Source organism: Streptomyces sp. TRM68367, from assembly GCF_014495685.1.
In the GTDB taxonomy this organism is placed as follows: Bacteria; Actinomycetota; Actinomycetes; order Streptomycetales; family Streptomycetaceae; genus Streptomyces.
The window spans coordinates 1-19,095 of sequence record NZ_JACTVI010000038.1 but is presented as its reverse complement, the minus strand read 5'-3'; the positions used below and the strand labels follow the sequence as shown (position 1 = coordinate 19,095).

At 70.2% G+C, this 19,095-nt stretch carries 18 protein-coding genes and 2 pseudogenes; 12 read left to right on the top strand and 8 right to left on the bottom strand.

Features of this window, described 5'->3' with window-relative positions:
• Positions 1-35 precede the first annotated feature (35 nt).
• The 5 genes and pseudogenes from H8R17_RS23485 to H8R17_RS23455 all read left to right on the top strand — a co-directional run bounded on the left by H8R17_RS23485 (position 36) and on the right by H8R17_RS23455 (position 5,299).
• Positions 36-1,016, top strand: coding sequence for a pirin family protein (locus H8R17_RS23485; RefSeq protein WP_187825187.1), 981 nt, complete (start codon positions 36-38; stop codon positions 1,014-1,016).
• A 213-nt stretch (positions 1,017-1,229) separates the two neighbouring features.
• Positions 1,230-1,903, top strand: a pseudogene (locus H8R17_RS47245) (DUF4158 domain-containing protein); the annotation flags it as partial.
• Positions 1,904-2,098: 195 nt separating this feature from the next.
• A complete protein-coding gene (locus H8R17_RS23465) occupies positions 2,099-3,196 on the top strand; it encodes an NAD(P)/FAD-dependent oxidoreductase (RefSeq protein ID WP_187825186.1) in 1,098 nt (365 codons plus the stop codon).
• Positions 3,193-4,083 carry an RNA polymerase sigma-70 factor gene (locus H8R17_RS23460; RefSeq protein ID WP_187825185.1) on the top strand — a complete coding sequence of 297 codons (891 nt, stop codon included), beginning with the start codon at positions 3,193-3,195 and terminating at the stop codon, positions 4,081-4,083. The genes H8R17_RS23465 and H8R17_RS23460 overlap by 4 nt, the downstream gene beginning before the upstream one ends.
• A 220-nt stretch (positions 4,084-4,303) precedes the next feature.
• Positions 4,304-5,299, top strand: coding sequence for a recombinase family protein (locus tag H8R17_RS23455; RefSeq protein WP_187825184.1), 996 nt, complete (start codon positions 4,304-4,306; stop codon positions 5,297-5,299).
• A gap of 25 nt (positions 5,300-5,324) precedes the next feature.
• On the opposite strand, the gene H8R17_RS23450 is transcribed toward H8R17_RS23455, so the two are convergent.
• Both H8R17_RS23450 and H8R17_RS23445 read right to left on the bottom strand, forming a co-directional pair.
• Positions 5,325-5,840: a methyltransferase domain-containing protein gene (locus H8R17_RS23450; protein ID WP_316959510.1), complete on the bottom strand. Its 516-nt coding sequence runs from the start codon at positions 5,838-5,840 to the stop codon at positions 5,325-5,327.
• An 88-nt stretch (positions 5,841-5,928) separates the two neighbouring features.
• Positions 5,929-6,135, bottom strand: coding sequence for a hypothetical protein (locus H8R17_RS23445; protein WP_187825183.1), 207 nt, complete (start codon positions 6,133-6,135; stop codon positions 5,929-5,931).
• A gap of 152 nt (positions 6,136-6,287) precedes the next feature.
• On the opposite strand from H8R17_RS23445, the gene H8R17_RS23440 reads away from it, so the two are divergent.
• Both H8R17_RS23440 and H8R17_RS23435 read left to right on the top strand, forming a co-directional pair.
• Positions 6,288-6,908, top strand: a complete 621-nt coding sequence (locus H8R17_RS23440; RefSeq protein WP_316959509.1) for a TetR family transcriptional regulator — start codon at positions 6,288-6,290, stop codon at positions 6,906-6,908.
• Positions 6,905-7,816, top strand: coding sequence for an SDR family oxidoreductase (locus H8R17_RS23435; protein WP_187825182.1), 912 nt, complete (start codon positions 6,905-6,907; stop codon positions 7,814-7,816). Before H8R17_RS23440 ends, H8R17_RS23435 begins: the two co-directional genes overlap by 4 nt.
• Before the next feature lie 365 nt (positions 7,817-8,181).
• Here H8R17_RS23435 and H8R17_RS49395 read toward each other — a convergent pair whose 3' ends face one another.
• Positions 8,182-8,304: a hypothetical protein gene (locus H8R17_RS49395; RefSeq protein WP_399477152.1), complete on the bottom strand. Its 123-nt coding sequence runs from the start codon at positions 8,302-8,304 to the stop codon at positions 8,182-8,184.
• Positions 8,305-8,440: 136 nt separating this feature from the next.
• Positions 8,441-8,998, bottom strand: a complete 558-nt coding sequence (locus H8R17_RS23425) for a DUF2690 domain-containing protein (RefSeq protein WP_187825181.1) — start codon at positions 8,996-8,998, stop codon at positions 8,441-8,443.
• 277 nt (positions 8,999-9,275) lie between these two features.
• Between H8R17_RS23425 and H8R17_RS45790 the strand changes: the two genes are divergently transcribed.
• Both H8R17_RS45790 and H8R17_RS23415 read left to right on the top strand, forming a co-directional pair.
• The gene (locus H8R17_RS45790; protein WP_316959508.1) at positions 9,276-10,052 is read left to right on the top strand and encodes a recombinase family protein; all 777 of its coding nucleotides are present in this window, start codon (positions 9,276-9,278) and stop codon (positions 10,050-10,052) included.
• A 371-nt stretch (positions 10,053-10,423) separates the two neighbouring features.
• Positions 10,424-10,621: pseudogene (locus H8R17_RS23415) on the top strand (AI-2E family transporter); the annotation flags it as partial.
• On the opposite strand, the gene H8R17_RS23410 reads toward H8R17_RS23415, so the two are convergent.
• Positions 10,570-12,738 carry a SpoIIE family protein phosphatase gene (locus H8R17_RS23410; protein WP_187825180.1) on the bottom strand — a complete coding sequence of 723 codons (2,169 nt, stop codon included), beginning with the start codon at positions 12,736-12,738 and terminating at the stop codon, positions 10,570-10,572. The pseudogene H8R17_RS23415 and the gene H8R17_RS23410 sit on opposite strands and share 52 nt — an antisense overlap.
• A 250-nt stretch (positions 12,739-12,988) precedes the next feature.
• On the opposite strand from H8R17_RS23410, the gene aspS reads away from it, so the two are divergent.
• Positions 12,989-14,752: an aspartate--tRNA ligase gene (gene aspS, locus H8R17_RS23405; RefSeq protein WP_187825179.1), complete on the top strand. Its 1,764-nt coding sequence runs from the start codon at positions 12,989-12,991 to the stop codon at positions 14,750-14,752.
• A 176-nt stretch (positions 14,753-14,928) separates the two neighbouring features.
• Entirely contained in the window at positions 14,929-15,162 is a 234-nt protein-coding gene (locus tag H8R17_RS23400) for a hypothetical protein (protein WP_187825178.1), read from the top strand.
• A gap of 12 nt (positions 15,163-15,174) precedes the next feature.
• Here H8R17_RS23400 and H8R17_RS23395 read toward each other — a convergent pair whose 3' ends face one another.
• The 3 genes from H8R17_RS23395 to H8R17_RS23385 all read right to left on the bottom strand — a co-directional run bounded on the left by H8R17_RS23395 (position 15,175) and on the right by H8R17_RS23385 (position 17,986).
• A complete protein-coding gene (locus H8R17_RS23395) occupies positions 15,175-15,540 on the bottom strand; it encodes a PH domain-containing protein (RefSeq protein ID WP_187825177.1) in 366 nt (121 codons plus the stop codon).
• A gap of 103 nt (positions 15,541-15,643) precedes the next feature.
• Positions 15,644-17,092, bottom strand: a complete 1,449-nt coding sequence (locus H8R17_RS23390; RefSeq protein WP_187825176.1) for an ATP-binding protein — start codon at positions 17,090-17,092, stop codon at positions 15,644-15,646.
• A gap of 666 nt (positions 17,093-17,758) precedes the next feature.
• The gene (locus H8R17_RS23385) at positions 17,759-17,986 is read right to left on the bottom strand and encodes a hypothetical protein (protein WP_187825175.1); all 228 of its coding nucleotides are present in this window, start codon (positions 17,984-17,986) and stop codon (positions 17,759-17,761) included.
• A gap of 374 nt (positions 17,987-18,360) precedes the next feature.
• Between H8R17_RS23385 and H8R17_RS23380 the strand changes: the two genes are divergently transcribed.
• Positions 18,361-19,095 (top strand): helix-turn-helix transcriptional regulator (locus H8R17_RS23380; RefSeq protein ID WP_187825174.1); only part of this gene is annotated, 735 nt, incomplete at its 3' end.

Below are 19,095 nucleotides of genomic sequence, written 5' to 3'. Positions count from 1 at the left end.
TCAACTAAAGTGGGCGTACACAAGGAGGTACCGCCATGCCTGCAGTGACCGTCGAGAACCCGCTGACGCTGCCCCGCGTGACCGCGCCGGCCGACGCCGTGGCACGTCCCGTGCTCGCCGTCACGACCGCGCCGAGCGGTTTCGAGGGCGAGGGCTTCCCGGTTCGCCGGGCGTTCGCCGGGATCAACTACCGCCATCTCGACCCGTTCATCATGATGGACCAGATGGGCGAGGTGGAGTATCAGCCTGGGGAGCCGAAAGGGACCCCGTGGCATCCGCACCGCGGCTTCGAGACCGTCACGTACATCATCGACGGGATCTTCGACCACCAGGACTCGCAGGGCGGTGGCGGCACCATCACCAACGGCGACACCCAGTGGATGACGGCCGGCTCCGGCCTGCTGCACATCGAGGCGCCGCCGGAGCACCTGGTGATGTCCGGGGGCCTCTTCCACGGCCTCCAGCTGTGGGTGAACCTCCCGGCCAGAGACAAGATGATGACTCCTCGCTACCAGGACATCCGCGGCGGCAGCGTGCAGCTGCTCACCTCCCCCGACGGCGGCGCGCTCCTGCGCGTCATCGCCGGTGAACTGGACGGTCACGAGGGCCCCGGCATCACGCACACGCCGATCACGATGATCCACGCCACGCTGGCGCCGGGTGCGGAGATCACCCTGCCGTGGCGGGAGGACTTCAACGGCCTGGCGTACGTCCTGGCGGGCAAGGGCTCGGTCGGCGCCGAGCGCCGTCCGGTCACCCTGGGCCAGACCGCGGTCTTCGGCGCCGGGTCCTCGCTGACCGTCCGCGCGGACGAGCGGCAGGACTCCCACACGCCGGACCTGGAGGTCGTCCTCCTCGGCGGACAACCGATCCGCGAGCCGATGGCCCACTACGGCCCGTTCGTGATGAACACCCGCGAGGAGCTCCAGCAGGCGTTCGAGGACTTCCAGAAGGGGCGCCTGGGGACCGTCCCCGCGGTGCACGGGATGTTGTCCGAGCGTGGGCCGGAGCGCTGACCTCCCGTAGGGAGTGGGTCAGGCGCGCTCGTCCAGGGCCCTGCGGACGGCGGTCACGACGGCCTCGGGATCCGCGCCGAGGGCGCGGGCGGCCGAGGTGAAGTCCCGGGCCAGCGTGGCGAGGCGGGCCGGGTCGGGGTGCTCCGGCGAGGGTGGGGGCGCCGCGACCCGGGTGCCCGCGCCGCGGCGGGTGCGGATCAGCCCGGCCGCCTCCTCGACGATGTGGACCGGGAGCTGATCGGGAAGCGTCGCGGGGACCACAACCGTCTGGGGTTCGCGCTCCAGATGTGCACGGTCCGCTACTTGGGGTTGTTCCTGGAGGACCCGCTGGATGTGCCGTGGCGGGTGATCGAGTACCTGGCCGAGCACCTGGGTGTGGAGGACGCCTCGTGCGTGAAGCGGTACACCGAGCGGCTGAAGACGGCGTACGAGCACGCGCGGGAGATCCGGGACGCCTACGGCTACCACCCGTTCGAAGGATCCGGAGTGGGGCCGGAAGTTCCGTACCTTCCTGCACGGGCGGGCCTGGACGGCCGCCGAGGGGCCGGTGGCGCTGTCCAACCAGGCGGTGGGGTGGCTGCGTCGGAACCGCTTCAAGGACCTGACCGACCAGCGGTTCTGGCGCGCGGAGATGCCCGGCGTCGCCATCGGCGGCTACGGGCCGCTGGAGGCCCTCGCCCGGAGCCGGGTGAACCTGAACAAGGTGATCACGCACTGGCCGGACATGCTGCGGGTGGCCGGCTCCCTGGTGACGGGGCAGGTCGCGCCTGCGACCTGCTGCGGATGTTCGGCCGCGAGGACGCCCCACCCCGCTCGGCACCGCGTTCGCCGAGTACGGGCGGATCGCCAAAATCTTGCACCTGCTGCGCGTGGTCGACCCGGTGGAGGGTGCGGCTCTTCCTCAGGGAGGATCCGTCAGGCTGTGAGGGCGTATCCGGCCTGGTGAGGGCTTTGATGGACGGTTGGTGTGTTCGCCGGCGGGCGAAAGGTTCGTGAGTGATGCAGGTCACTCGGCTTGCCCGTCACAAACGCGAGGTGGGCTCCATCCCGTGTGTGAACTGATTGCACAACAGGAGGCACACATGAGGGTCCTGGTGGTGGGAGCCGGCTACGCGGGGACGATCGCGGCAAACCGGCTGGCCAAGAAGGTGACGGCAGCGGAGATTACGGTGATCAACCCCCGTCCGGACTTCGTCGAGCGGGTGCGGCTGCACGAGCAGATCGCCGGGACCGGAGCCGCGGCGACCCCGCTGACGTCGATGCTGAACGAAGGGGTCGCAACGCGGGTGGGCACCGTCGACAAGATCGGCGACGGCCAGGTCACTCTCGGCGACGGGGCGAATCTCTACTTCGACCACCTGTTCCTCGCGGTGGGCAGCACGGTCGCACCGCTGCCGGGCACCGTTCCGGTGGGGACCTGGGAGGGCGCGGAGGAGGCGCGGGCCGCGCTGGCCGAACTGCCCGGCGGGGAGGCGGTCACCGTCATCGGTGGCGGGCTGACGGGCATCGAGACGGCATCCGAGATCGCCTTCGGCCGACCCGACCTCCGCGTGCGGATCGTGGGACAGACGATCGCCGCGAGCCTGTCGGCAGGAGCGCAGAAGCGTGTGCGCACTGGCCTGGACCGCTTGAACGTGGAGGTCGTGGAGGACTCCGTCGCGCAGATTGACCCTGGCGCCGGGGAGGGAGGAGGCGACATGGTGCATCTCCGCTCGCGCCCGCAGTTCACCTCCGACCTCACGCTGTGGGCGATCATCGGGAGCGTGCCCGGCCTGGCCGCCCGCAGTGGACTTGAGGTGGATGCCGACGGGCGTGCGGTGGTCGACGAGCATCTGCGCAGCGTGACCGACCCGCGGATCTTCGTCGTCGGCGACTGCGCGGCGGTTCCCGGCTCTCGAGCGGCCTGCGCGACGGCCCTGCCTCAGGGCGCACACGCAGCGGATACGGTGGCGCGGATGACCCAAGGCCGTAAGCCCAAGCCCTACTCCATGGGGTACACCGGACAGGCGTTGAGCCTGGGCCGGCGCGACGGGCTGCTACAGGTCAGCCGCAGGAACGACACCGTGCGGCGGCTCTACTTCGCCGGGCGCACCGCGGCCGTGAGCAAGGAGCGAGTCTGTCGCTACGCGAAGTTCGGCGCCCGCACCGCCACCTACGCCTGGCTGCGGGGCTCGAAGTGACCGAGCAGCCGGATCCCGCGGACGAGTTCACCGCGCACAGGGCCCTGCTGTTCTCGATCGCCTACGAGATCCTCGGGTCGGTGGCCGACGCCGAAGACGTCCTGCAGGACAGCTACCTGCGGTGGCGGTCGGTGAACCACACCTCTGTGGACAACGCGCGGGCCTATCTGGCGCAGATCGTCACCCGGCAGGCGCTCGGCGTACTGCGGTCGGCCGTCCGCCGCCGGGAGCAGTACGTGGGGCCGTGGCTGCCCGAGCCGCTGGTGACCGACGCTGTCGGCGACGCACCCGACGGCATCGACCATGTGCTCACCGGCGAGGCCGTGACCACCGCGATGCTGCTGGTTCTGGAGGCCCTGACCCCTGCCCAGCGCGCGGTGTTCGTGTTGCGCGAGGTGTTCGGCTTCGACTACGCGGAGATCGCCGCCGCGGTGGGCAAGTCCGAGGCTGCGGTGCGGCAGTTGAACCAGCGCGCCCGTAACAGCGTGCGCGCGAGGCGACACACCGCAGTCGCCACCCCTGCTGAGGCACGGCCGGTCGCCGAACGGTGTCTGACGGCGGCCGCGAGCGGTGACGTCCAAGGCCTCATGGACCTGCTCGCACCCGATGTGGTGTTCCTGGCTGACGGCGGCGGGGTTGTGAACGCGGTGCGGCGTCCCGTGGTCGGGCCCGACAAGGTGGCCAAGCTGCTTCTCGGGCTCCTGGCCAAGGGCGCCCGCATGGGCGAACTCGACGTCCGCATCGGCACCTACAACGGGATGCCCTCCCTCGCGGTGCTCATCGACGGCGAACTCGATCAGGTGACCTCAGTCGAGATCCGCGGCGGTGTCGTGACGGCCATCTACTGCGTCCGCAACCCGGAGAAGCTCACGGCGGTCAAGGTGTGACCGGCGCGCCTTCAAGGCCAAGATCACGGTTGGGATGGGGACTCGGGTGATGCCCAGTGTCCCCGTCTCGCCCTCTCACAAAAATGACCCTTTGCCCGAGTAAGATCAAGAACGGACCGCCGAACCCTCGGTGATCTTCGATCGGTTGTCAGAACTCGTTCTCACGCAAAAGCGGGACGGACCCCCTTCTGAGAACTGCATTGTGCGAAGATCCGGGGTCATGACGGCCCCTCAAGACCCTTCGCCGGGCGACGCGGACGATGTCGAGCGCCACCCCTGCCCGCGCTGCGGCGTCCAGCCCGGATCGCCGTGCCGCTCGCGCGGCGGCGCGGTCGCGGCCGCCTACCACACCGGCCGGTTCACGAAGGTGCCCCGCTTCGCGAAGCTGTTGCGGGTACCGACCCCGGCTGACCGGGGACCGGGACAGCCCTGGCGCCCCGGCGCCCCGCCCCCGGCCCCGGTCGTCGAGGACGCCCCGGGCGCGGACATCCGCATCGGCTACGCCCGCTGCTCGCACATGACGCAGGAACTCGACTCCCAACTCGACGCGCTCACCGCGCACGGCATCCCCCGGGACAAAGTCTTCAGCGAGAAGATCAGCACCCGTGTCCGGGTACGCCCGCAGTTCGAGCAGGCGCTCGCCACAGCGCGTGAGATCAAGGCGCACGCCCCGCACTACCGCGTCATCCTGACGGTGTACGAGATGAAACGGCTCGGCCGCGACGCCGCCGAACTCACCGCGCTCGCCGACCATCTCACCGCCCACGGCCTGGTCCTGGAGATGCTCGCCGGGCCTCTGCCCGGCATCTACGATCCCACCGGGCCGGGGAAGCTGCTGTTCGCGTTCTTCGCAGCGATGGCGGAGACGGAACGGGAGAACATCCGCGAGTCGACGCTGGAAGGGCTCGACACCGCGGCCCGCAAGGGTAAGCACGGCGGTCGGCCGCCGGTCATCACCGACGACATGCTGCACACCGTGCTGCGACGCCGGGCACTCGGCGAGTCGGTCGAGCAGATCCAGCCCGACCTGATTATCCCTACCGGCAAGCGCAAGGGACAGAACCCCTCCGTCGCCAGCGTCTACCGGGCGCTCGCTGAACACGCCAAGCGCGAGGCGTACCCCGAAGCCGTCGAAGCGGCGCATACCGATTTCGCCGCCCTCCAGACCAGCGGACTCCCCGGCCCCCGTACGGCGTCGGCGGGGCCAGCTCGGTGACGCGATACTGCGCCAGCGGCTACCGCTAATTCCCGTGGACGAGGGGCTCGCCGCCGGTGACGCGGACCTTGGCGACCACGGTCATGTTGGGGACGGTCGCGATCGGCAGCGGGGCGATGATCAGGCCGCCGTCGGTGACCTGATCCACCCACGTCTTCGGCAGCAGCGGCGGGGTGCACCAGGCCACCATCCGGTCGTACGGGGCTCGCGCGGGGAAGCCGGCGGTGCCGTCCGCTACGTGGCAGCGCACGTTGTCCAGCCCGTGTCCGTGGTGGATGAGGTTCGCCCAGCGCATGAGGTAGGCGTCGATGTCGAGGCTGGTCACCGTGCCGGTCGGGCCGACGAGGGAGGCGAGCAGGGCGCCGGAGTAGCCGGAGCCGGTGCCGAACTCCGCCACGTTCATGCCCTCGTGGACGTCGAGCGTGGTCAGCTCGCGGTGGATCACCTCGGGGTTGGAGCGGTGCGGGGTGGCGCCGCGGCCTTCGTGGTGGGTGTAGTGGCGTTCGGGAACGGTCTCGGCGGTGTCGGCGACGGCGGTCACGCTCACTCCTTCGGGGTACAGGGGCACTCGTATGCGAGAACTGCGCCGGGCGGGTGAAGGACACCCCCCAGCCGCACGGCGGTGTAGGTCAGATCGTGAGGGCGGTGTGGTGGTGCCACCCGGCGGCGGTGTACTCGCCGATGGGTCCGTGTCCGGGCAGCTCGGCCCAGGCGTGGTACTCGACCGGCGGCGGGGCGAACCGGGCCCCGAGGCACCAGGTAAGGCGGCGGCCGAGCAGGGCGGCGGCGAACACGCTGCCGAGGGAGTCTCCATGCAGGCGGCCCGTTCGGGCCACAGGCGGGTGGTGTGCCCTGGCAGACGGTCGTTTGCCGACACTTGGGTCCGGTGGCACGCATCCCCGGGCCGGTCGCCACTGATACAGGTTTGCCGTGCAGCCGATCGAAAGGCTTTAATGAATGAACGAGCATTTATTAATTGAGGGGAGCCGTGGTGGTGGGACGCCCCCGAGGGGTCGAAGATGCGGTGATCTTGCGTGCGGCGGCCGACGTGATCGGCCGGGTAGGCCCTGTGGGGCTGACTCTGGCTGTCGTGGCTCGTGAGGTGGGATTGGTACCCGGCACGCTCGTGCAGCGATTCGGGTCCAAGCGCGGGCTGCTTCTGGCACTCGCCGAGCAGTCCGCGAAAGACGCAGACGCGCTGCCCGGGCGAGTACGCGAGGAGCACGAATCGGCGCTTGGGGCACTCGCGGCGCTGATCGTGGAGCCGATGGCCTCGATGGCCACGCCCGAGACCTTCGCCAACCATCTGGCGTTCTTGTGCATCGATCTCACGGACCCGCAGTTCCGCCAGCATGCCTTGGCCATCCACCAGGGCCAGGGCCGAGCCATCGAGGAACTGCTCACAGAGGCCCTGCTTACGGGCGAACTCCGCGCTGGGACGGACATTGCGGCTCTGGCTAGGTCCGTGCAGGCGATCACCTCCGGTACGGGCCTGATATGGGCCCTCGACCGGCAAGGCACCCTCGTACAGCGGCTCCGGCAAGAGCTCGCCAACGTGTTGTCCCCTCACTACTCGCCCCGCCACGACCACGACCTGGAGGAATCATGACGATCGACGCACGGCCGCTGGCCGGGAAGGTGGCCCTGGTCGCCGGCGGCACCCGAGGCGGCGGGCGGGGCATTGCCGTCGAGCTCGGGGCCGCCGGCGCAACGGTGTACGTCACCGGCCGCAGCAGCACTGCCGGACGCTCGGACCTGGACCGCCCGGAAACCATCGAGGAGACCGCCGAGAAGGTCACTGCCGCCGGTGGCCTCGGCATCCCTGTCCGCACCGACCACAGCTGCCCGGACGAGGTCCGTGTCCTGGTCGACCAGATCGCGGCTGAACAGGACGGGCAGCTCGACATCCTGGTCAACTCCGTGTGGGGTGGAGATCCACTGACCGACTGGGAGCATCCGCTGTGGGAGCAGGATCTTGATACCGGCCTTCGGCTGATACGGCAGGCGGTGGAGACCCATGTGATCACCAGCCGGTTCGCGCTTCCGCTGATGGTCGCCCGCGGCAGCGGTCTGGTCGTGGAGGTCACCGACGGCAACACCGCCCGCTATCGAGGCTCGTTCTTCTACGACCTCGCCAAGTCGGCGGTGATCCGTCTCGCCGTGGCCCAGGCCGCCGAACTGAAGGCGCACAGCATCGCGGCCGTGGCGATTACGCCCGGCTTCCTGCGCTCGGAGGCCATGCTGGAGGGCTTCGGCGTCACCGAGGCCAACTGGCGGGACGGCGCGGCCAAGGACCCGAACTTCGCCCGCTCCGAAACCCCGGCCTACCTGGGACGGGCGGTCGCTGCGCTGGCTGCCGACCCCAACATCATGGTCAAGACCGGGCGGGCATTGGCCACCTGGGGCCTGTACAAGGAGTACGGGTTCACCGACGCCGACGGCACGCAACCGGACTGGCCCGCTCATTGGGCCAATGCCCTGGAAGAGGAGTACGGGCCGCTCGGAGACCCGCTGTGACACCACGGGGTCACGCAGCATGTGGGGCCAGGTGACGATCTCGCACCAGTTCCAGGACGCCTTGGGGAAGTTGAAGCGCAGGTGCCGGTAGAGCCCGTCGTCCTTCAGGACGGTCATGGTCGCGCACTCGACGTCACGGGTGAACCGCTCCTTGGCCTGGCTCAGGTGCTGCTTCAGCTCGTCGTACGGATCACTCACGCTCATGCCGGCGCCTTCCTCGCAGCTTCCCGGCCCTCCGGGACGCTGGGCCTTCCGGGGTACAACGACCTCGCGGGCAGGCGGTAGCGCATGGCCAGGCGCCTGGCCGGAGGTCCGTCACATCCCTCCGTCCGGGCGCCTGGTGTCTCTTGCGGGCCCGCCGCTGGTCAGGGCCTGGCCAGCGGCAGGCCGGGCAGCTGCGGGTGGCGCAGGTGCTGCCCGCCGTCGTAGACGTGCAGGGTGAACGTCTCGGGCCCGGGTCGGCCCGCCTCGTCGTACGCGGACAGCACGCGCTCGATCCGGCCCCAACAGCCGCACGGGGCCGCCCTCGCGGACCTCCCACCGGTCCTCGCGCGGGGTGAGGGTGGTGGTCGACGACGGCCGTGCGGCGGGTGCCCGGGCCGTTCGGCCGACGATCGGACCGGGTCACTGCCAGGCGGTCGCCTCGGAGGCGTGGATGCAGTAGTGCTTGAACGTGCTCTTGCCGCCGACCTTGGGGACCGCGCAGGCCGTGACCTGGAACTCGCCGTCGCCCACCCGCACCATGCTGGTGTACTTGTCGTCCCCGTACTCGATCTCGGCACTGCGCTTGGCGCCGCGGGCGGCCTCCACTGTGACCACGTCTCCCGGATTGCCCCGCTCGATCCGCGCCCAGACCGCCTGGCACTCCTCGCTGTAGCGCAACTGCAGAAGCGTGGGATTGCCGACAGCCGGCTTGAAGGTACGGGCATCCTCGGTGCACCCCTGGTTCTGCGGGTTCTTCCCCTCGCAGGCTTCCCCCGGGCAGGTCGGCTCGTCCAGGAATGCCTTCACGACGTGCTCGCCGAGCGGGGACAGCACGGCTGCCGCCACGGCGCCGACGATTGCCACGGCGTAGGCCAGTCGGGTCCCGGCATCCCGCCAGGTGCGACCGCGAACAGGCGGCTGCGCTTCGGACCCGGAGGTAGAGGGAGTGGAGGGGTCGTTGCTGCTGCTCGTGGTCATGGATACCGCCTTGGTGCACTGGACCCGGAGAGACAGAATCCACCTGTAGCGCCGCAAGGGAAAGGCGCATACCGGAGGCACTGAAGGCACGCGGGTTCCCCCTCGTGCGCCCCCTTGCGCAGTACCGGGCACACGCCCGCGGCGGGGCGCCCGGCCACGAGGCGGTCGTACTTGACCGATGAGCTAGCTGAGGCCAAAGTTGCACGCTGGGTGATTCTCATAACTGACCATCTGTGAGAGTTCTGCGAGAGCCCCGGACGCGACCACGTTTCCGAAGGTGATCGCTCGCAGAAGTCCCCTCAAAACTCGCACGTTGTGCGACAGCCCGCCAGGAACTGGCGAGCCAGCTCGAAGCCCTCCGCCGGGCAGAGTGCCACCAGATCTTCCAGGAGCAGATCAGCACCCGCGTCAAGGCGCGGCCCGAACTGGAGAAGGCTCCCGCACTGGCCCACCAGTTCAAGGAGGCTGCCCCCGAGACGCCGGTCATCTTCACCGTCACGAGCTCAAGCGCCTCGCGCGCAACGCCGCCGAGCTGATGACGCTGTCCGCTGAGCTCCAGGCCGGCGGCATCCAGCTGGAACTCCTCACCGGCCCGCTCACCGGCATCTACGACCCCAACGGCATGGGCGCCATGTTCTTCGCCGTGCTCGCCGTCGCCGGGCAGATCGAGCGCAACTACATCCGGGAGAAGACCCTCGAAGGCCAGGTCACCGCAGCGGCCAAGGGCAACCACGGCGGACGGCCGAAGGTCATCGACGACGACATGCTCACCTTCGCCGTCGCGCTGAAGGACAAGGGCCTCCCCGTCCCCGATATCGCAAAGGAGCTCACCATCAAGACCGGCAAGAACGCGGGGCAGGTCACCGTCGGTTGCCTCCCTCTACCGGGCCCTCGCCGAAACCGAGCAGGCCGCCGCGGACGACGGCCTGCCGCTCCGGCCCAAGCCCGCCCGCATCCGCCGACCCGAGGAACCGCTCACCCCCGAAGAGATCGACCTCCGCGACCGGCTCCAGGCTCAGCCCCACCCAAACGCCGGAGACACCCCTGTGGATGACCTCGCGACAGTACGCGCCAGGAGTACGCGAAGGTGTGCTCAGCAGCGCGCCGGTGGCCGTCGCGACGGTGCCGGACAGCTGGGCCGAGACCCGCAGCCCCCCAGGCCGCAGTGACCGCCAGCGAGCGGTCGCGGCGCTGCTGTCCGGTGCCGGGACGCCGGGCGATCCGGCGCAGGGCCCAGCCGCAGGCGAGGGTGCCGACGGCGAGCGAGGCGAGGATCGGGAGCCCGTAGTAGAGGCCCGGCCAGGGGTGTGGCTCTCGGTCACACCACCGCCGCAGGCGACGGTGAGGGCCCGGCCCGCCCGGCCCAGGTCGTCGGGCGAGGCCACGGCGGCCGCGGTCGCCAGCAGTGCGGCGAGGGACACCGCCTGGCAGAGCCGGACCGTGCAGATGCATCCGGCGGTGGTGATGCTGACGATCACGGCGGGGGCGTCGGTGGCCGGGGTGCTCGGCATGCTCCTCGCCGTACCGCTGACCGCGGCCGCCTTCGGGGTCGTCCACGAACTCCGTACGCGTTACGCCGCCCCGGCGGCCGGCACGGCCCCGGAGCCGTCCGCCGACTCGTAGAGCTCGAACCAGATGCTCTTGCCCTCGCCGCGCGGATCCACCCCCCAGGCGTGCGCCAGCAGCTCTATCAGCATCAGGCCGCGCCCGGAGGACGCCAGTTCCCCGGGGCGCCGCTTGTGCGGCAGGTCGTCGCTGGTGTCGGTGACCTGGACGCGCATCCGGCGCCCGCCCGTCCCGTCGGCGACCTCGGCGACCTGGGCGACCTCGGCGACCAGGAGCGCGTCGGCGTCGGTGTGCACGAGGACGTTGGTGAGCGTCTCCGACAGCAGCAGCACCGCCGAGTCCACCTGGTCCGGCGAGGCCCAGTCGTGCAGCAGCTCGCGCAGCTGCTGGCGGGCCACCGCGACCCGCTCCGGCTCGGCCTGCGCCACCGTCAGCATCGTGCGCCGCACCCAGGGCCGTACGACCGCCGTCTCGCCGCAGCCGCAGCCCACGCCCTCCCGACACAGCAGCAGCATCGCGATGTCGTCCTCGCGCCGGTCGGCCAGCGGGCCGGTGGTGTGGTGCGAGGACGGCCCGTGCACCGCCTGCACCAGCGCGTCGGCCAGCTCTTCCAGATCGCCCTCGTGCTCTTCGAGGATCGTGCGCAGCCGCCGCCAGCCGGTGTCCAGGTCGTGGCCTCCGGTCTCGATCAGGCCGTCCGTGCACACCAGCATCGTCTCGCCCGGCTCCAGGGCGATCCGGGTGGTGGGGAAGTCGGCGTCCGGGTCGATGCCCAGCGGCAGGCCGCCCGCCGTCGGCCGGGCCAGCACCGTGCCGTCCGCCATCCGGATCGCCGGGTCCGGGTGCCCGGCGCGGGCGATGTCCAGCAGCCCGGTCGCCGGGTCCACCTCGACGTACAGGCAGGTCGCGAAGCGCAGGTCGGAGGGGTCGTCCTCGGTCGCCGAGATGCCGTGCAGGAAGCGGGAGGCGCGGGAGAGCACGGCGTCCGGGCGGTGGCCCTCGGAGGCGTAGGCGCGCAGGGCGATGCGCAGCTGGCCCATCAGCCCGGCCGCCCGCACGTCGTGCCCCTGCACGTCCCCGATGACAAGTGCGAAGCGTCCGCTGGGCAGCGGGATCACGTCGTACCAGTCGCCGCCGACCTGGAGGCCGCCGCCGGTGGGCACGTACCGGGCGGCGACGCTCATGCCGGGTATCCGCTGCCGGCCGAGCCGCGGCAGCATCGAGCGCTGCAGCCCGTCGGTCAGCTCCCGCTCGGTCTCGGCGGCGCCCGCCCGGGTCAGCGCCTGGGCCAGCATCCGTGCCACGGTCGTCAGCACCGAGCGCTCGTCCGGCGTGAACGCCACCGGATAGGTGAACGCCGCCATCCAGGCGCCCATCGTCCGGCCGGCCACGGTCAGCGGCAGGAACGCCCACGAACGGCGGCCGAAGCGCTGGGCGAGCGGCCAGGTCAGCGGGTAGCGGGACTTGTACTGCTCGGGGGAGGACAGGTAGACGGCCCGGCCGGTCCGCACGACCTCGGCCGCCGGATAGTCGGTGGCGAGGGCCATGTGCGTGAAGGGGCCCTCGTCGCCGGGCTGCTGCCCGTGGTGGCCGATGACCGTCAGCCGGTCGCCCTCCGCGCCGAACACCGCGAGCCCGTCCGGCGAGAACCCCGGCATCGACAGGTTCGCCGCGACCCGCAGCACCTCCTCCGTGGACCGCGCCTCCGCCAGCGCCCGGCCCGCGTCCAGCAGGAACGCCTCCCGCGAGCGCCGCCAGTCGCCGGTCACCGCGCTGCGCCCCGCCGGGGTGCCGGGCATCGGCTCGGTGACCTCCTGGAGGGTGCCGATCAGCTCGTACGCCTTGCGGACCGGGTCGAAGGACGGCTTGGAGCGGCTGCGTACGACCCGTACGACCCGGCCCTGCTCGTCCATGATCCGGACCCGCACCTCGGCGAGCGTGCCCTCGGCGACGGCGAGCTGCACCACCCCGGTGGTCTCGTTCCAGTCGACGGGGTGGAGGCGGGACCTGACCTGGGCCTCGGTGAGGCTGACCTGTTCGGTGGGCAGCCCGAGCAGCCGTGCCGCCTCGGCATCTACCGTGACCAGCCCGGTGGCGGTGTCCCAGTGCCACATACCGGTCGCGAGGGCGGCGAGGACCTCCCCCACGGCGGGCAGGGGCTCGCCAGTGCGCATTGCCCCACTTTAAGAAGAGGAGATCGAACACTGCCACTGATCGCGTACAGGAGTACATGATGATCGCGGGATCAATCGTGGCGGACGCGTGCGGGATCGATGTGCGAGGCGGCCGCCTGCGGGCCCACGTGCCCCTGGCCCGCGGGCTTAATGGTGGGGAGGGGATCCTGGGGTGGCCGGTACCCTGGGATGGCCCAGGCCGTAGGCCGCCTTGGCGTTTCCCCGATCAGCGAAGACTGGATGAACGACGATGCATCGGTACAGGTCCCACACCTGCGGCGAGCTCCGCGCCTCTGACGTCGGCACCGACGTCCGGCTGAGTGGCTGGCTGCACAATCGGCGCGACCTGGGCGGCATCCTCTTCATCGATCTGCGCGACCACCACGGCATCACGCAGCTCGTGGCCCGTCCGGGCACCGCGTCGTACGAGGCCCTCGACAAGCTCTCCAAGGAGACCGTCGTCCGAGTCGACGGCACCGTTGTTTCACGTGGAACCGAGAACGTGAACCCGGACCTGCCCACCGGCGAGGTCGAGGTCGAGGTCGCCGAGGTCGAGGTCCTGGGCGCGGCGGCCCCCCTGCCCTTCACGATCAACACCGAGGACGGGGTCAACGAGGAGCGGCGCCTGGAGTACCGCTTCCTCGACCTGCGCCGCGAGCGCATGCACCGCAACCTCATGCTGCGTACGGCGGTCATCTCCGCGATCCGCCAGAAGATGACGGCGATGGGCTTCAACGAGATGGCGACGCCGATCCTGTCCGCCACCTCGCCCGAGGGCGCCCGCGACTTCGTGGTCCCCTCCCGCCTGCACCCGGGCAAGTTCTACGCCCTCCCGCAGGCCCCGCAGCAATTCAAGCAGCTGCTGATGATCTCCGGCTTCGACCGCTACTTCCAGATCGCGCCCTGCTTCCGCGACGAGGACGCCCGCGCGGACCGCTCGCCGGGCGAGTTCTACCAGCTCGACGTCGAGATGAGCTTCGTCGAGCAGGAGGACGTCTTCCGGCCCATCGAGAAGCTCATGACCGAGCTCTTCGAGGAGTTCGGCAACGGCCGTCACGTGACGTCCCCGTTCCCGCGGATCCCGTTCCGCGAGGCGATGCTGAAGTACGGCTCCGACAAGCCGGACCTGCGCGCCAAGCTGGACCTCGTCGACATCACCGACATCTTCGAGGACTCGGAGTTCAAGGCCTTCGCCAGCAGGCACGTGCGCGCGCTGCCGGTGCCGGACGTGGCGTCCCAGCCCCGGAAGTTCTTCGACCAGCTCGGTGAGTACGCGGTGGAGCTGGGCGCCAAGGGCCTGGCCTGGGTGCGTGTCGCCGAGGACGGCTCCCTGACCGGCCCGATCGCGAAGTTCCTCACCGAGGAGAACGTCGCCGAGCTGACCAAGCGGCTGTCCCTGGCCGCCGGGCACGCGGTGTTCTTCGGCGCGGGCGACTTCGACGAGGTCTCGAAGATCATGGGCGCGGTGCGGGTCGAGGCCGCCAAGCGCGCCGGGCACTTCGAGGAGGACGTCTTCCGCTTCTGCTGGATCGTCGACTTCCCCATGTACGAGAAGGACGAGGAGACCGGCGCGATCGACTTCTCGCACAACCCGTTCTCCATGCCGCAGGGCGGCCTGGAAGCCCTGGAGACCCAGGACCCGCTGGACATCCTGGGCTGGCAGTACGACATCGTCTGCAACGGCGTCGAGCTGTCCTCGGGCGCGATCAGGAACCACGAGCCGGACATCATGCTCAGGGCCTTCGAGATCGCGGGCTACGACCGGGAGACCGTCGAGGAGAAGTTCGCCGGCATGCTGCGCGCGTTCCGCTTCGGCGCCCCGCCGCACGGCGGCATCGCGCCCGGCGTCGACCGCATCGTCATGCTGCTCGCCGACGAGCCCAACATCCGCGAGACCATCGCCTTCCCGCTCAACGGCAACGCCCAGGACCTGATGATGGGCGCGCCGACGGAACTGGAGGAGGCGCGGCTGAGGGAGCTGCACCTTTCGGTGCGCAAGCCGCAGCCGAAGTAGGCGACTCTTTGGGAAGTGGCTCGGAACCGGCGTCGGTTCCGGGCCAATTTCGCATGCTGGGCTCTCGCCCAGCTCTCTCATGTCCCGCGATTCCGCGTTCACATACATGTCCATCTGGCCAACCCGTCGCTGGAGGTGCACGCCGACAGCGTCACCGCGGACGCCCCGCCGCGCTGTTGACGCCAGGAACGCCGGTCGCCTACCGGATCGGCGCCCTCACCGCCGAGCAGATCGCGGCGTCGGCGCCGGCGGACGTCCGCCGCGACCTCCCGCGCAGGACACCGGGCTTCCTCCAGGCCCTGGACGTCACCGCCGTGACCTGCCAGGACGCCGAGCGCCTGCGTCGTACGGCCCGCACGCTCGTGCGCGACACCCTGTACCGCGACGACCTGGCGTCCTGGCGCCCCTGACCGCTCCCGGCCCTACCGGGCGACGAACTGCGTGAGAATCGCCTGCACCTCGTAGATGTCCACGCCCTTCGTGAACGTCTTCTCGATCGGGGTCTGATTGCTGGAGATCCAGATCTTCAGCTCGGCGTCGAGGTCGAAGGTCCCCGCGGTCTCCACCGCGAAGTGCGTGATGCTGCGGTACGGGATGGAGTGGTACTCCGTCTTCTTCCCGGTCAACCCCTGCTTGTCGATCAGGATCAGCCGGCGGTCGGTGAACAGGATGGTGTCCCGGATCAGCAGATAGGCGGCGTGCACCTGCTCGCCGTGGCCCAGCAGCCGTGCGTAGTCGTGCTGCGCGGAGGCCGGGTCGATGGTGTGTGCGTTGCCGAACAATGCCATGGGTGGTCCCCCTTGTGATCGGTGATCTTCGTCAGGTACAGCGCCTGAACGCGGTCTCGTCAACCCTAAGGACGCCTGGTCTCGGGGGATTGCCTCCCGCCGTTCAACGCCAGGCGGCGACCGCGTCCCGGGCATCCCACACCAGCCCGACGCCTCCGTCGGCCACAGGCCCGGCCGTCCCGGAGAGAGACACGACGGCCAGGCCTGTGGCGTCCGGAGCGAAACCGGGAACCTGGGCGGCGCCCTGCCGGAGACTGGCGAGGTCGTGCTGGTCGAAGGGGGAGGCCAGCCACTTCACGGATCCGGCGAAGAAGACGGTCCCGGCGACCGGGGCCCGGTCGGCGCCGAGCAGATCGATCTCCGGTGAGAACCGGCGGTTCCACCAGCCGCCGACGACTTCCGTGTCCGGCCAGGGGAAGTCGCCGGAGGCAGCGGCCAGTTCCAGAGCCTCGCGGATCAGCGGCTCGACGGCCCGACCGCGCCAGGCCGCCCAACGACGCTGCACGAGCCGGTACGCGGCCTCTGGTCGGCCGCGTCGCGACAACTCCTGTGCGGAGCGCATGGCGGCCAGGTAGAGGCGCAGGTTGCTGTCGGCCACGCGGTAGAGAGCGGGTTTGCCAGAGGCGGTGGAGAGCGGAGTGTCGGAGGCGAGGACCCGCTTCTCCTCGGTGAGCCGCCGCAGCAGAGGGGACAGTATCCCGGACGGCAGCGCACCGCTCTGACTCCCCGCCGTCGCCGCGATGTTTGCGTGCGTACGGTCGCCGCTTCCCACCGCTTCCAGAACCCTGCGGGACTGGTCGGGCGTGGGAAACTCGGCCATCAGGGCCGCCTCCGGCACGCCGAACAGCGGCGAGGCGGGGTCCGCGCACTCCGCCTCGACGAAGGCGAGGGCCGGGGTGGCGTGCGGCCAGGCGCGCAGGATTCCCGGCAGACCGCCGGAGACGAGGTGCGCGTCGATGGCGTCCGCCGGGTTCAGCCCCAGCGCGTCCCCGGTCTCGGCCGGGTTGAGCGGGCCGAGGACCAGGCTGTCGGCGCGCCCGTAAAAGGGGCGGTCGTACGCCGTGAACCGTTCCATCATGTGCAGATCGCTGCCGAGCAGCAGCAGGAGCACGGGGCGGCCGGACAGCAGCCGGTCCCAGGCGGTCTGCAACGCTCCTGCGAACACGGAGTCCTGTTCGGCAAGCCAGGGCAGTTCGTCGAGTACGACGATGCTGGGGGAGTCGGGCAGGACGGCGGCGAGCGTGCGGAAGGCGTCGGGCCAGTTGGTCGGTGCGCTCTTCGGCACGAGTTCCGGGTCGGCGGGGAGAGACGACTCTCTCAGTTCGGTGATGAAGTCGGCGATCCCCTCCACAGGGGAGGCGCCCTTGGTGGCGGTGTAGAAGACGTACGGCCGCTGAGCGCGATCACAGAACTCCTGCACGAGCCGTGACTTCCCCACCTGCCGCCGCCCCCTTATGGCGACAGCCACGCCGGTACCGTCGGACGTGACGCGGTCGAGGCGCTTGCGCAGGAGGGCCAGCTCGGTTCGGCGGCCTACGAAGGGGGTGGGCATGGGGCCTCCTGATGGCGAAGGGCACGTTGTGTAGTTTCATTCTATGTAGACGCAATCTACCTTGCCTTCCACGCCGCCGCGCTGAGCACGCACCAGACGAATTTGCCCTGATGGTCCTGGGCTTGAGTCCGGGAGCCCAGGGCGTACCAGCCCCAGCTGTCCGTGCATGCCTCCACGAGGATCAGGCCGCGGCCCGACTCGTGGCTGGGGGTCGGGGTGAGGGGCGGGGGTGCGGGAGGCGTGGGGTCCGTGTCCCGGACGCCGATGCGGAGGACGGGGGCCGACCAGCGGAGCCTTATCGCCGCCGGGCCCTTGGTGTGCTGTACGGCGTTGGTGACCAGTTCGCAAGCTACTTCCGAAAGTACGTCAGCGATTCCCCAGGTGACGGGCGGTGTCAGGCCCCCTGAGCTGCTTGCTCGCCGTCGCTCAGCGGGCCGGAGTCCTACTCGGTGCGAGTTACCCTCGCGTGGTCGGTTACGACGCGCCGGAAGAGATCGTGACCCGTGCGGTCGGTGTGACGCAGTGCCCAGAGTTGGGCCGTCTCCTGCTCACCCTGGGGACCAGACTCAGCGCCGCAACCGGAGGTGACGCAGAACACTTCGAACGTAACTCCGCCCTCCGGTGCATGCCGGATCGCGTGGCGTACGAATCGCAGAACGGCGCGGCTCATCCCGCCGTCTCCAGCGCCAGGGGAAGCGCGTTCAACAGCTTCACTGCCGAGCCGACCGGAAGCGCCCCGAGTTCCACGTACGCCTGTCCCTTGCTGGTGACCAGGGCACGCACCCGCGCGGCCTGGTGCTCGGGGATTCCGGCGCGTTGCAGGGCCGCCCGCAGCAGCGCCGCCGTGTGCTCCGCCTCGGCGCGTGCGCTCTTGTACTGGTCCATGGGGATCACTGCCCCTCCTCCTTCGGGGCGCACGCCGGTGCCAGTAGGCCACGACCGGAGACGAGTCGCGGCGGGAGAGCATCCCCCGGCGGCAGCTCTCCAGGCTCTCGATCGGTTTCCCGCAGGCCGGGCACGTCTGACCGGCTGGGGCGTAGGTCGTGTACTCCCACTGGCGCGCGTCGGTTGCTGCCTCCGCGCGCTGGCGACTTTCGGGGCGCTCGGCTGTAGCTTTGGGCACTGTCGTCAACCTCCCAACAGGTTGGTGGCCACGCCCCCGGACCGTCCATCCCAGGGTCGCGGGGGTCTTCCGTCATGAAGACCCTTGCGCCCGGTGCTCGTTGAACCCATCCCATGGCGCTATAGGGGCGCCCTATATTTGAGGTATGGAAGGTGTGCTCAGCACAAATGTGTGGTCCCATCCGCAGTTGGCGGCGGCGGTCGCCGACGGGGATTGGGGGGCCGTCTTCCGGACGTACCGAAAGCTGACCGGCTTGAGTCAGACCAAGCTGGGTGAACGTGTCGGTCTCGCTCAGTCGGATGTTTCCGACATCGAGCGCGGCCGTCGCCGGGTGACCTCGGTGGAGGTACGACAGCGGGCGGTCGACGGGCTCGGGATCCCCTCGCGTCTTCGCTCCGGCGGGGCCTCGTCTGTTCCGGACCGCTCTCCGGTGGCAGGCCTCGTGTCTCCGGAGGCAGGGCCGGATGAGGATCTGTTGGCTCGTGTGACCAGCGTGGTGGATGCTTCCCGCCGGGTGGACGCGCCCACGCTTGACTGGCTGGATCGCCTGTTGGCCGAGCATCGCCGGGCAGAGGACCACATCGGGTCACGACCGCTGGTCGACGTGATGCGGCAACAACTGCGGACCGCCGTGGACCTGTACGCGGGCGCGCCTGGCCCATTGGCCGACAGGGTGGTACGTCTGGCTGCCGAGCATGCACAGTTCCTCGCGTGGATGGCGCAGGACCAGGCGCAGACGGCGGCGGCGCTGGCATGGTACGACCGTTCGCACGAGTGGGCGTTGGAGGCCGGAGACGCCAACATGGCCGCGACGACGCTCAGTATGAAGGCGCACATGGCATGGTCCGGCGGTCGCGGTAGCCGCTGCGTACGCCTGGCC